We start from the raw sequence: 12,664 nt of genomic DNA on the forward strand, positions 1-12,664 counted from the left end.
CGAAGTAATCGAACTATGAAGCAGCAGATTGAGCAATTACTGCAAAAGTGGCGGGCTTTGCCCTCGAGCGACCAGAGGGCTCTCGGGCTCCTGGGTGTATTTCTCGGCGGGCTATTTGTTGTCTACGGTCTGTTCTTGCCTGCCAAGCACTACTTCGAGGGAGCGCAGGCTCGGGCGGAAGAGGCCGCCGAGTTGCTGTCATGGATGCAGGATCAGCGACCAGTTCTCGAGCAGATTGGCAGCAGCCAGAGCAACCCGGTTGCCGGTGGCACGCTACTGCAGCGAGTGACTGCTGCCGCGGAGCAGAGAAAGATCGCAATCAAGCGCTTTGAGCCGGAGGGTGATGGACGTGTGCGCCTGTGGATCGAGAGTGCCCGCTACCAGGATCTGCAGCCGTGGCTCAACAACCTGCTCCAACAGGGCATTAGTATCCGCACGGTCAACATGGATGCCCTGGGAGAGCCGGGGATGGTATCCGCCCGCCTGACGCTGGAGGGGTAAGGCATCGCTTCAGCTTTTTGCGAGGATAATCTGCAGTATTCTTCGAGAAAAATGCATCAAGAGTTTAAAAAGCCACAGAACTGTTCTTTTAAATCGTATGGTTTCGCGGCTCGCATAGGCTTCATGGTGGCTGTCGGAAGCAGAAGAAATTGCGCCAGAGGGCCCTATACTGAAAGTAACTTGAAGAAATAGGTGCCACCATGCTGTTCAAAGATACCGCCACTAACCACCTGGTCGAAGTCGCCGATATCGTTACTCTCTCGAATCCTTACGAACTGACCGTTGTCGGCCGCTACCTCTGGGGAGAGGAGGTACAGGATCCGGAAGTTTTCGATAAAACCCAGCTCAGTTTCCTGTCCGGTGAGGCCCTGCCACGGTGCTGGCATGACAGTCGCTACCGTGACCGGGAAGTGCGTCGACTGCGTTGTGGCACCAGGGCTGCCGAAGACAGCGACTACTATCAGGGCGCCTGATTCATGGACTGCCGTGCTCTTGCCTGGACGTAGCCGGAAAGCACTGGTTAAGAGGTGGCGGATAAACACCGGATTGATGCGGCGGGGAGGCCGGTGAGCTGCGCTGATCAACAAGACGCGGTGGGCGGCGGAGGCTTGCGTGACGCTGTTCACCACCTGGGTAACCCTGTAAAATGCGCGCCAATTTTTAAGCGGGCTGATACATGTCGTTTGAGCAGTTTGAAGAGTACTCCCTCTGGCTGGGCGTCGGTGGACTGATTCTTTTCATGATCTTCATTGTCTGGAACCTGGCAAAAGAGTCGGAAGCTGGCCGCTTCGGTACCTTTATCCTGTTTCTGGCGCTCGGGCTCGGTTTGCTCGGCTTTGTTATCAAGACAGTTCTGGTTGAAGTGATGGGAATCGGCTAGTGCCGGGCCGCAAATTGCGGGTCGTCGGTGTCTACGCCGGCCAGATGAGCCAGTATTGCGCAGCCCGGGCGGAACGCCTGTGGTCCACTGCATTTTGGGAAGGGATTCATGCCCATATTTGATCGTCCCTCGCTGAAGGTCCAGAAGGATCGACGGGTTTGCCGGGTCACAGATACCCGGATCGCCAAATACAGCCGGCGGGGTATGTTGCTGTCCCTGCTGGCGTTCGCCATTGCGATTGTTATTGGCGACTTGCGGCTTGTTGCGCCCAGACTGGCACTCGTACTTGGCATCGTGCTGGTGCTGTTTACGCTTTGGCGTGGCTATTACGTCTTCCGTTTTTCCGCCCTCTATGCCACTGGTCCGAACCGCTGGCGCCGACGCTATTTTCTCGCCTCAACACTGGGCGCCGCCTGGTGGGGTGTCATACTCCTATGCCATGTATGGTTGCTGGGTTTTGCTCCGGAGACACACTTCCTGTGGCTCTACACGGTAATTTTCTGTTCGAGCGTCACCTCCGTATTTTCCCCTTACTACCGTTTCCTCGGCTGGTTCGTTGGTGGTTCGCTGCTGCCAGCGGCCATCAAGGCGTTCCTTTCCGGCGATGTGCTCGGTGGCATCTATGGGTTCCTGACCATCGCCTTCGTCTGGCTGATCGTGCACCAGGGGCGCCGTGACTCGGAGAACTACTGGGACCGCCTCTCGGCGATGCAGGATCTGCAGACCCGGGCCAGCAACCTGGCAGCTGCGCGCAAACACTCCGAAGCCGCGGTAGAGCTCACCAACGAGTTTGTAGCGAATATCGGGCAGGAATTTCGCAGCCAGCTTTCCGACTCCCTCGGCGCTCTGGCGCTACTTGAGGCGGAGCCGCTCTCGGAGCGACAGCGGGAGTGGGTGCAGCTGGCGAAGAATGCAGGCAGCCAACAGCTCAAGCTGGTTGATAATGTGGGGCTCTTCACCCGCGTCGCGCGAAAGGATATCCGGTTGCGGCAGGGATCTTTCAACCTGGTCAAGACCATCGAGAAGTCGTTCAAATTCGCGGCGCGGGCTGCCCATCGTCAGCGCCTCGAGTTCAATTTCCAGATTGATGACAACCTGCCGGTGATGGTAATTGGTGACAACCGCAAAACGTCCCAGTTGATTCGCAACCTGGTGGATTCGGCCACGGCCATTGCCCAGGTTGGTGAACTCTGGGGGCAGGTCAGCTTCCGCCCCATCAACCAAGGCGAGGGGCAGCTCACCATCAGCCTCGTGGACGATGGCCGCGGCGAGATTTTGCCGGACGAGAGTGAGCTGTTCGGTGCTTTCTCGCGTCTCGATACCACCCAGGTGACGACCGGCCTCGGACTTTCCATTGCCAAGGGCCTGGCGGAAGCCATGGGCGGCTATCTTCAGCTGCACTCCTCCCCGGATGGCAACCGCTATCACGTGGAGATCAAGCTGGCGATGGAACTGAACCAGCGGGTATATCTCACGCCGGACCGGCGCCTGCAGGACTGCGAGGTGCTGGTGCTCCATCAGAAGGGGCTGTTTGTTGCCGGTCTGGTTCAGGTGCTGCGCTCGTTTGGCATGGAAGTTACCTGCCTGAAGTGGCAGGCCGAGAGCCAGGATGACCAGGAAGCGGCAGTGAAGCGCTCGATAGAGCGCCGCCAGCTCGTGATGCTGGCCCCGGCAATGGGGGACGAAACCCTGCTTGCGGATGTCAGTCGCATTTACACCTCCGAGGGTGTCGACACGGAGGGCTGCCCTCTGATCTGTCTTGGCGGTTATGGCCAGAAACCAGAGTTCGCGCCGCTGATGCAGGCTGTTCCTGGAGCCATGTACCTTGGGCGACCCGTGACCCGCAAGGAGCTGCATGATGCGCTGATCAGTCGTCTTTTCGGCGGGAGCAGGAAGGCGAGTCGTCGTATTGTTTCCAGTAGCGGGGTGTCGCCACGTCAGCGGAATCTGCTGCTCATCGAGGAGTCCCGCCAGCACCAGGGCGTGACGGAGGAGATGCTGCAGGCGCTGGGTTACCGCGTGGACGTGGCGGCGTCAGTAGAAAGTGCCCTTGAGCGTCTACCCGAGGGGCAGTACGACATGATTCTCGTCGACTGCCAGCAGAACACCGAGCACAGTGCCGAGATCATTGAAAGCCTGCGCCACTGGGAGACCGAGCACTCGCCTGAAGATCGGCTGCCAATCGTAGCTCTGACCAGTACCACCGAGGAGCAATTTGAAGGCCGCTGCCTGGCGGCCGGAATGGATGATTTCCTGACCAAGCCTCTGGCCAAAGAGCCCCTCCGGGAGACTCTGGAGCGCTGGCTCGGGGACGACTAAGCGTTATTTGGCGACCACCTGAGGACTGCGGTTGTCCTCAGGAAGGCCCAGGGCGATCAGGGCTGAGACCAACAGGAAAACTGCTGAGATCCACAGGCAGGCCTCCAGGCCTGAGGCCTGAAAAACCCAACCCGACAACAGGGTTCCGGCAAGCCTGCCCGCCGCGTTGGCCATGTAGTAAAAGCCGACATCCATCGATACTCCATCTTCCCGTGCGAAGTGCACTATCAGGTAACTATGTAGACCCGAGTTCACAGCAAACAAGCCCCCGAACAGCAGGAGGCCCACGATAATCGTCGCCTGCGGTGCCAAGTCGGTGCCCAGAAGTAGCGCGATGGCGGCTGGTACGGTGCCGAGACCGGCTGCCCAGACAAATGCTGAACGCCTGCCGGGCGCGCTCCCAGTCAGGCGCGGCGCCTGGGACTGGACGATGCCATAGCCAATGACCCATAAGGCGAGAAAGCCGCCGACCTGCCAGTGGTCCCACCCAAACTGACTGCTCAAAAATACCGGCAGGGCTATCACAAACCAGACATCCCGCGCGGCGAAGAGGAAGACGCGGGCAGCTGCCAACAGGTTGATGGCGCGGCTCTTGGAGAAGATGTCGCGAAACTTGCGCTTTCCACGGGCCCGGCCCAAATCACGCTTCAATAACATCAGACTCCCCAGCCACACCAGCGCCAATCCTGCTGCCATGGCGAAGATGGAGCCGCGGAAACCCCACGTCGCCAGTAGCAGCCCACCGAGAAAGAAACCGACGCCCTTCAGGGCGTTTTTGGACCCCGTGAGCAGCGCCACCCAGTGGTAGAGGCGCCCAGAATCCTGGCCGGGCACGAGCAGCTTGATGGCACTCTTGGCGCTCATCTTGTTCAGGTCCTTTGCGATACCGGAGAGCGCCTGCGCAAACATTACCCAAGGCACCGAAAGCCGGCTTTCCGGAACCAGCAGCATCGCCAGGGCTGCTACCTGCAGACCCAGGCCGATGTTCATGGTCCGGTTGAGGCCTATCAGTGCACCCAGCCAGCCGCCCAGCAGGTTCGTGACAACGCCAAATGCCTCGTAAAAAACGAACAGCAGGGCAATTTGCAGCGGTGAGTAGCCAATCTGGTGAAAATACAGGACCACCAACATGCGCAGCGCGCCATCGGTCAGGGTAAAGGCCCAGTAGTTCGCGGTGACAACCAGGTACTGGCGCACCTCGGGAGAGAGCGTTGCGAGCATAAGCGGTTCAAGCGGCCCAATGTCGACAAGAGGTTACGGCCTTGCGGCCACAGCGATGCGTCCTTTACGGCTAGGTTGGTCGTTTAATCCTTTCCGACCATCGCGGCCAGTTCGATCGTCCGATTGGCGTAGCCCCACTCGTTGTCATACCAGGCGTAAAGTTTGACCTGGGTGCCGTTGATGACCATGGTCGAGAGCGCATCGATGATGCTGGAGCGTGGGTCGGTCCGGTAATCGATGCTGACCAGAGGGCGCTCTTCGTAGCCGAGGATGCCCTTGAGTTCTCCATTTGCGGCATCGCGCAACATGGCATTCACCTCGTCCACGGTTGTCTCCCTGTCCACTTCGAAAACACAGTCAGTCAGTGACGCATTCGCCAGCGGGACCCGCACGGCGTGACCATTAAGGCGCCCCTTGAGCTCGGGAAAGATCTCGGTGATCGCAGTGGCACTGCCAGTCGTGGTGGGAATCAGGCTCATGCCGCAGGCCCTGGCGCGGCGCAAATCTTTGTGTGGAGCGTCAAGGATTACCTGGGTATTGGTGATGTCATGGATGGTGGTCATGGAGCCGTGGCGGATACCGAGCTGCTCGTGGATCACTTTCACCACCGGTGCCAGGCAGTTGGTGGTGCAGGAGGCCGCGGTGACAATCTTGTGGCGCCCGCTATCGTACAGGTGGTCATTAACCCCAAGAACGACATTCAGGACCTGAGAATCCTTGACTGGTGCAGTGACTACGACGCGCTTAACCCCCTGTTGCAGGTAGCCGTCCAGGAGTTTCGCGTCGCGCATTCTGCCAGAGGCTTCGATGACCAGGTCACAGTGCGACCAATCGGTTTCATCGATTGCCTTGTTGCGTGAGTAGAGAATACGGTGGCCGTCGACCGCGATCGCGTTTTCCTCTGCGCTCGCTTCGTGCCTGCAGCGCCCGTGCACGGAATCGAAGTTCAGCAGGTGGGCGAGGGTGGGCGCATCTGCGGCCGGATCGTTGATCTGGACGAATTCCAGTGCCGGGTTGTCGAGGCCGGCCCGCAGCGCCAGCCGGCCGATGCGTCCAAATCCATTGATTCCAATTTTAATCGCCATAGCGTCCTCTCCTGTTGCAGCGCGTCTCTGAATTCCAGCCTAGTGTGCGAATCCGGGGTTTATGAAGCTTGGCAGCGCCCAATCCTGACCGGCCGTGGGCCCATGCCGGCCAGCCTCTGCCGATCTTGCAAGTGGATACCAGGAGGGTGTTCGAGAGTCAGCTCAATGACCTCTCTTGCCCATCGATCCAACTGATCCGCGATGCGATAGAAAACCCATTTCCCCCGTCGCTCGTCATCCAGTAGCCCGGCGTCACGAAGCAGGCCCAGGTGGCGGGAAACCTTGGGCTGGCTCTCGTCCAGGGCTTCGGTGAGTTCGCAGACGCACAGCTCGCCCTCTGCCGCGGTAAGCAGCAGAATTCGCAGACGGGTCTCTTCACCAAGGTGTTTGTATAGCAGCAGTGGTTCCATATCGGGGTTGGCGCTAATGCATCAGCGCAGAATCATATACGCTAGGACATATATGTGGAAGGGCGTATATGTTTGCGGATTGTTAAGCTGGAGGGCGCCGGAATCCCGAGTCGGGTGTTTAACAGATGCACGAACAAAAAGGGCTGCAGTTACGGCGGCGTTTCGTGATTTCCGGGGGAGGTGGGCCAGGTGGACCGGTCCACAGGGGGTGGAGGGGCCATCAAAAAGGGCGCCGCAGAGGGCGCCCACTCGGGAATTAAACTTTGAATTCCGCCCATACAGGCGCATGGTCGCTGGGGCGTTCCATACCGCGGATATCGTAGTCGACACCGGCCTCAGTACAGTGCTCCGCCAGGTGTCGGGTGGCGAGAATCAGGTCGATGCGCAGTCCGCGCTTCGGGTCCCGGTCGAAACCGCGGCTGCGGTAATCGAACCAGCTGAAGATGTCGTCGGTGTCCGGGTGCAACTCGCGGAAGGTATCGACCAGCCCCCAGTCCTGTACCTTCTGCAGCCACTCCCGCTCCTCGGGTAGGAAGCTGCACTTCCCATCGCGCAGCCAGCGCTTTCGGTTGGGCTCGCCGATACCGATATCCAGGTCGGTGGGGGAGATATTCATGTCGCCGATCACAAGCACTGGCGCATCAGGCTTGCAATGCTTGTCCAGGTAGTTGCTGAGGTCGGCATAATACTTGCGCTTGGCCGGGAACTTGATCGGATGCTCGCGGTTCTCTCCCTGCGGGAAGTAGCCGTTAATCACGGTCAGTGGTTCACTCGCACCGATGTCGAACTTTCCGGTAACCAGCCGCCGCTGGGCCTCGGCGCCGTCGTCGGGAAAGCCGAACTCCTGATGTACAAAGGGCAGCTTTGAGAGCATCGCTACGCCGTAGTGCGTCTTCTGTCCAAAGAAGATCACCTCATAGCCCAGGTCCCGGATGACATCGACGGGGAACTCCTCATCGGTGACCTTGGTTTCCTGCAGGCCGATGATGTCCGGTGCGTGCTTATCCACCAGTGCTTCCAGCTGGTGAAGGCGCGCGCGAATGCTGTTGACGTTAAAGGAAACGACTTTCACTTCTCTTCCCCCAAAATAAAAAAGGCCGGGCGTACCCAACCTGTGTGTCGTTCAAGTTTTCACATTATACGGGAAATGCCCCTTAGTCGGCCGGCAGTGATTCCGGCCGACTAAGGTCATGCATTAAAAGTTGGCGACCTGGGGCGGTGTTTTGGCGACCTTTTCGGAGAGGCCAATAAAGTCCGCCATGATGAAGCCCGCTTCGTTCAGGATCGGATCATCTTCCAGCGTGATTTCTACCGGTCCGCCGATTGTCGCGACATCGTCAGATTCGCTCTTCTCGTAGGCCTCAAAGGTGTCGTAGGGCTCGAGACCCTTGGCGGTGCGACGGCGATTTTCCATCACCAGAACCTGCTGGTTCAGTTCTTCCCGCTCCTGCTTACGCGCAAGTTCGTTCAGGGAGACAAACTTGCGGTCGGCACGTTCGCTCTCGAGGCGGAAGTGATCCCGCAGGAAGATAAAGTCCGGGTCGGCGGCTGTCCGTTGGTTGTGTTTGCTCACCAGATCCGGCAGCAGGTCTTTCAGGTTGAAGTACTTGGCATGCCGTACAGCATGAATACGGTCCCAGGGCAGGGCAGTGTCATAGGCACTCTCGCCGACGCTCTCGGCATCGATCAGCTGCGGCATCGAAATATCCGGAGTCACACCAGCATGCTGGGTGCTGTCACCGGAAACGCGATAGAACTTGGATTGGGTGATCTTCAGCTGTCCTTCCTTCAGGGGCGCCATCGTCTGCACGGTGCCCTTGCCGAATGACTGGTTGCCCACCACCAGGCCGCGGTTGTAATCCTGGATGGCACCAGCAAAGATTTCAGACGCGGAAGCGGACAGGCGATTGATCAGCACCATCAGCGGGCCGCGGTACATGGCCCGGGATCGCGACCGGTTGTGGCGGGAAATCTGTTCATTGGCATGCCGGATCTGCACCACTGGACCCTGATCGATGAATAGATCGGTCAGCATGGTGGCCTCCTGCAGGGAGCCGCCGCCATTGTTACGCAGGTCGAGGATGATACCGTCTACCCCTTCCTCTTTCAGCTCACTCAGCAGGCGAGCCACATCGCGGGTGGTGCTCTTGTAGTTGGGATCGCGGCGGCGGTAGGCCTCGAAATCGATGTAGAAGGTCGGCAGATTGATCACGCCGATCTTGAACGTTTCTTCGCCATCCGAAAACTCAAAGGTGGCCTTCTTGGCCGCCTGGTCTTCCAGTTTGACCTTGCTCCGCTTGATCAGAATGGTCCGGTGGCTGCCATCGCCGCCCGAGGGGATGGTCTCGAGGCGCACGTAGGTGCCGGCAGCACCGCGGATCAGATCCACAACATCGTCGAGACGCCAGCCAACAACGTCGACCATCTCACCGTCCTGGTCCTGCCCGACGGCAACGATCTTGTCATTGGGTTTAACTTTACCGGTGCGGTCGGCGGGACCGCCGGCGACCAGTCGGGCCACTTTGGTGTACTCATCCTCCATTTGCAGGACGGCACCGATGCCCTCGAGTGAGAGGGACATGCTCATGTTGAAGTTTTCAAGAGACCGTGGGGACAGATAGTTACTGTGCGGGTCGTACAGGCGAGTGAGGGAGTTCATGTAGAGCTCAAACACGTCGTCACTATTCTGCTGCTTGATCCGCTTCAGCTGGCCCTGATAGCGGCGCGTGAGGAGGTCCTGGATCTCCTCATCAGTCTTGCCTGTCAGGCGCAGGTTGAGAACACTGGATTTGAGTCGCTTGCGCCAGAGTTCATCCGCCTCGCTGATGGACGTCGGCCAGGTGCTTTCCTCTCGATCCAGCAGCAGGTTTTCGTCCCGGGAGAAGTCAAACTGAGGCAGCCCTTTCTCAAGCTGCGACAGGGTGTTTTCCAGTCGGTCGTTCAGCCGCAGCCGATAGCGATTGTAGATATCGAATCCAGCCTCAACCTTTCCGGCACGCAACTGGTCATCCAGCTCGCTCCGCCACTGCCGGAATTCGGCGATATCCGAAGCCAGGAAGTAGCTACGGGTGGGGTCGAGCGCGTCAATGTACTCGTCCCACAGGTCACCAGACATCTCGTCGCCGATTTTCAGCTTGTTGTAATGCAACATCTCAAGCTTCCCGACAATCTCACTGGCGGTACTACCGTGATCATCTTCCGGCAGTAGTGCATCTACTGCTGCCAGAGAGGCGCAGGGCAGGGCGATCAGGGTTGTAAAAAGCAATCCTGAAAAAAGCTTGGTGATCCGATTGGTCAGCATAAGGAGTCTCTTTATACGTCCTACTTCAAAGCGCCCCACGGCAAACTTCCCTCAGGAGCATGGCCGTGGCGACTTATAGCTTAGGACAAGTATAAAGGCTGAAAGCTCCAAAAGGCATGAACCGCCTCCAATACGAGATGAATGGTGCCAAGGTCGGGCATTCGGGAAAACAAACTTGCGCGCCAGGCTCAGATCAAGCACGAACTTCCCAATTCTTGTGGGCGATCTATGGGCTACATAGGCTCGAAGCGAGCAAATCGACTGAAATATGTACAGTTCTCAGCGTCGTGTCTCTGTGTGGCCGGACCATTATCACGGTGTGACTCTGCGGTCGCGATGCCTCCGGTCACGCTTCGACTGCGTGACTGAAAATGTAACCCGAACCCCAGGCGGTCTTGATTGTATCGGGTGAGCGCGCATCGTCCCCGAGTTTGCGTCGCAGACGGCTCACATGGGAATCGATGCTGCGATCGAATGGAAAACTGTCGCGTCCCTTTGTCAGGTCCAGTAGTCGATCACGACTCAATGGTGTTTGCGGGTTCTGAACAAAGGCCAGTAGCAGCGCCGTCTCGCTTGTCGACAGGGCTACGACCTCGGACTCCGGGCTGTGCAGTTCCATGCGTGCCGGATGAAAGCGCCAACCCTTAAATGCGAAGACTCGCGGGCGCTCTTGTACCGAGTCTCTGTGCGCCCGGCGAAGGATAGCTTTTGCTCTGGCAACCAGTTCGCGCTCAGGGTAGGGCTTGCCGACATAGTCATCCGCACCCAGCTCAAGGCCCAGAACGCGGTCAATCTCGTCATTCTTTGCGGATACAAGCATTACGGGCGGTGCAGCTTCGATGCTGCACAGCTCGCGACAGAGTTGGAAGCCGTCCACTCCGTGCAGTTCCACATCCAGGATGATGAGGTCCGGCCGTGGTTCCATCAGCCTGGCCGGGGTTGGGTCGCTGCCCTCGTCTTCGGTCACGGCAAATCCCGCTCTCCTGAGAGTGGTGACCAGGGCGGTGCGATCGCCGGTATCAGGATCAATGACTAATACAGAAGCGCCATAAATGCTCATGGGCAGGCCTTTATTTTTATCTTGCCGAGTCGATAAAGCAGTCCTGTGTTGCTGACTCTGGTGGGTAAGGGCGGCCAGTTAGACAGGTTCTGCGCTAGAGTCAGGTAAAGTTTGCCATCTCCTGACATACTTTTTCACAGTTGTGCCAATGTTTACCACATCAATAATGCCAAAGTAATCCCATAACGTATAAAAAACTGCTCAAGAAACAGGCATTTATGACGAAACAGCGGTCCCGTACAAGGCGGTCGATCCAGCGTCTTATCCCGGCAGTGGCTTTAGCCCTGCTCGCAGTATGCAACTCCCCGGTATATGCCCTCGAGGATGTCGAAGGCTCCAGCCTTCAAGACTCTTGTGCCAGCCTGGTATCCGATCCGGAAGGGTCAGCCGGCATCAGCTGTGCCAGCTATCTGCAGGGTTATCTGGCTGCTACCGAGGGGGTGATCCTTTCCGGCAAGCGTCCATCAGCCTTTCTTGTTCGCGCCCTGAAAACCCGAGGAAGCCGACTCTCCGAAGCCTCAGAACGCGAGCTGGTAGGCAGCTACTGCCTGCCCCAAGAGGCATCAATTCTGGATCTGGCGGGCAAGATCATCCAGGTTTCAGATGTACAGCTGCCGGCGACAGCAAGTGAACTGGTATCTCAGATACTTGAACAACATTACCTGTGCGCGGAAAGCGAGTCATAGAGAGGAGAGTGTGGCTTGAGTACTGAAAAAACCTCTTCCATGGGTAAACCCGATCTTCGCTATTCACTGTACCTGGCTGTCGTGCTGGGGTTGATCTGGCTCGGTAATTCCGGGCATTACTCCGGCTTGCTTCTCAGCTTTGGAGCAGTTTCCATTTTGCTAGTTGTCTGGATCTCCCGGCGCATGCAGGTCGTGGATGGTGAATCCCAACCCTTTCACTTGTCGTTCCGGCTGCTGACGTACTACATCTGGCTATTCCGAAAGATCGTCGAGAGCAACATCAAGGTAGCGGCCTGTGCGTGGAGAGGGCAGGCTGCTATCAGCCCTGTCAGTGCTCGCGTGCCCTGCAAACTTCAGTCGGATCTCTCGCGGGTAATCTATGCGAACTCCATCACTCTTACTCCAGGGACGGTTACGGTTTCGTTGGATGAAGGCGAACTTCTGGTGCATTCACTGACGGAATCTGGCCTTGCAGAACTTCGAACCGGGGAGATGGAGGGCCGCGTCGCGCGGTTGGAGCAAGAATGATTATTGCAACGGCGCTCGCCCTGTTGGTCGTAATGGTATTAGCCCTGGTGAGGGCGCTGATCGGCCCGACGATTCATGACCGCATCCTGGCGGTCAATGTGTTTGGTACTAAAACCGTGCTTCTGATTTCGGTTATCTGTTTTATCAGTGGTCGACCCGAGTTTCTCGATATTGCGCTGGTTTACGCGCTGATCAATTTTGTCAGCATCATCGGGGTGCTCAAGTATTTTGAGTACCAGGGGGCAGGCACAGGCGAGGGCACTTCCAGTGATTGACTCTTTGATCTCCCTGCTCGCTGCAGTGATGCTGGCTGCGGGAAGCTTCTTTATGGTGTCGGGAGCTGTCGGCCTGCTGAGGTTTCCGGATTTCTATTCGCGCATGCATGCGGCCAGCATGACAGACACACTGGGCAGTTACCTGATTATTGGCGGCCTGATGCTCAGTGTTGGTTGGGGCCTGCCCCTGTTCAAACTTGCGCTGATTCTGGTTTTCATTTTTTTCACCAGTCCGACCGCCGGTCATGCATTGGCCAAGTCGGCTCAGCATTGCGAGTTGCGTCTTTCCAGTGGCACGACCACTGAAGAGAAAGCCGGCAGCGAGTACGGCGACGTCACGCAAGGTCCCGATTCCCGGGACCTTGTCAGTGCTGATCGCGTTTGAATCCGGGGGGTTG

Annotated in this window: 14 protein-coding genes; 8 read left to right on the plus strand and 6 right to left on the minus strand. The window is 57.9% G+C overall.

What is annotated here, in order from left to right; all coding sequences use genetic code 11:
• The first annotated feature begins 15 nt into the window (after window positions 1-15).
• The 4 genes from gspM (at window position 16) to AUP74_RS12380 (ending at window position 3,700) form a co-directional block, all read left to right on the plus strand.
• Window positions 16-501 (plus strand): type II secretion system protein GspM, encoded by a 486-nt coding sequence (gene gspM / locus AUP74_RS12365; protein WP_069947838.1) that lies wholly within the window; start codon window positions 16-18, stop codon window positions 499-501.
• Between the two features lie 200 nt (window positions 502-701).
• Window positions 702-974 carry an acetyltransferase gene (locus tag AUP74_RS12370; RefSeq protein WP_069947839.1) on the plus strand — a complete coding sequence of 91 codons (273 nt, stop codon included), beginning with the start codon at window positions 702-704 and terminating at the stop codon, window positions 972-974.
• Window positions 975-1,177: 203 nt separating this feature from the next.
• Window positions 1,178-1,381 (plus strand): DUF2788 domain-containing protein, encoded by a 204-nt coding sequence (locus tag AUP74_RS12375; RefSeq protein ID WP_069947840.1) that lies wholly within the window; start codon window positions 1,178-1,180, stop codon window positions 1,379-1,381.
• Window positions 1,382-1,489: 108 nt separating this feature from the next.
• Complete coding sequence (locus tag AUP74_RS12380) at window positions 1,490-3,700, plus strand: hybrid sensor histidine kinase/response regulator (RefSeq protein ID WP_069947841.1); 2,211 nt, start codon at window positions 1,490-1,492, stop codon at window positions 3,698-3,700.
• Window positions 3,701-3,703: 3 nt separating this feature from the next.
• On the opposite strand, the gene arsJ is transcribed toward AUP74_RS12380, so the two are convergent.
• The 6 genes from arsJ to AUP74_RS12410 form a co-directional block, all read right to left on the minus strand.
• Window positions 3,704-4,921, minus strand: a complete 1,218-nt coding sequence (gene arsJ, locus AUP74_RS12385; protein WP_069947842.1) for an organoarsenical effux MFS transporter ArsJ — start codon at window positions 4,919-4,921, stop codon at window positions 3,704-3,706.
• An 83-nt stretch (window positions 4,922-5,004) separates the two neighbouring features.
• Complete coding sequence (locus tag AUP74_RS12390; protein WP_069947843.1) at window positions 5,005-6,006, minus strand: ArsJ-associated glyceraldehyde-3-phosphate dehydrogenase; 1,002 nt, start codon at window positions 6,004-6,006, stop codon at window positions 5,005-5,007.
• Between the two features lie 59 nt (window positions 6,007-6,065).
• Window positions 6,066-6,416: a metalloregulator ArsR/SmtB family transcription factor gene (locus tag AUP74_RS12395; RefSeq protein ID WP_069947844.1), complete on the minus strand. Its 351-nt coding sequence runs from the start codon at window positions 6,414-6,416 to the stop codon at window positions 6,066-6,068.
• Window positions 6,417-6,672: 256 nt separating this feature from the next.
• Window positions 6,673-7,488 carry an exodeoxyribonuclease III gene (xthA, locus tag AUP74_RS12400; protein ID WP_069947845.1) on the minus strand — a complete coding sequence of 272 codons (816 nt, stop codon included), beginning with the start codon at window positions 7,486-7,488 and terminating at the stop codon, window positions 6,673-6,675.
• A gap of 123 nt (window positions 7,489-7,611) precedes the next feature.
• The gene (locus tag AUP74_RS12405; RefSeq protein ID WP_069947846.1) at window positions 7,612-9,717 is read right to left on the minus strand and encodes a carboxy terminal-processing peptidase; all 2,106 of its coding nucleotides are present in this window, start codon (window positions 9,715-9,717) and stop codon (window positions 7,612-7,614) included.
• Window positions 9,718-10,063: 346 nt separating this feature from the next.
• Window positions 10,064-10,777, minus strand: a complete 714-nt coding sequence (locus AUP74_RS12410; protein ID WP_069947847.1) for a winged helix-turn-helix domain-containing protein — start codon at window positions 10,775-10,777, stop codon at window positions 10,064-10,066.
• 218 nt (window positions 10,778-10,995) lie between these two features.
• Between AUP74_RS12410 and AUP74_RS12415 the strand changes: the two genes are divergently transcribed.
• The 4 genes from AUP74_RS12415 to mnhG are packed head-to-tail and all read left to right on the plus strand — an operon-like array spanning window position 10,996 to window position 12,651.
• Window positions 10,996-11,463, plus strand: a complete 468-nt coding sequence (locus tag AUP74_RS12415; RefSeq protein WP_145924396.1) for a hypothetical protein — start codon at window positions 10,996-10,998, stop codon at window positions 11,461-11,463.
• A gap of 15 nt (window positions 11,464-11,478) precedes the next feature.
• On the plus strand, window positions 11,479-11,991 hold the full coding sequence (locus AUP74_RS12420) for a Na+/H+ antiporter subunit E (protein WP_226999784.1): 513 nt from the start codon (window positions 11,479-11,481) through the stop codon (window positions 11,989-11,991).
• Window positions 11,988-12,266, plus strand: coding sequence for an MrpF/PhaF family protein (locus AUP74_RS12425; protein ID WP_069947850.1), 279 nt, complete (start codon window positions 11,988-11,990; stop codon window positions 12,264-12,266). The genes AUP74_RS12420 and AUP74_RS12425 overlap by 4 nt, the downstream gene beginning before the upstream one ends.
• Complete coding sequence (gene mnhG, locus AUP74_RS12430; protein ID WP_069947851.1) at window positions 12,259-12,651, plus strand: monovalent cation/H(+) antiporter subunit G; 393 nt, start codon at window positions 12,259-12,261, stop codon at window positions 12,649-12,651. Before AUP74_RS12425 ends, mnhG begins: the two co-directional genes overlap by 8 nt.
• Window positions 12,652-12,664 lie beyond the last annotated feature (13 nt).

It is taken from the genome of Microbulbifer aggregans (genome assembly GCF_001750105.1).
Taxonomy (GTDB): domain Bacteria; phylum Pseudomonadota; class Gammaproteobacteria; order Pseudomonadales; family Cellvibrionaceae; genus Microbulbifer; species Microbulbifer aggregans.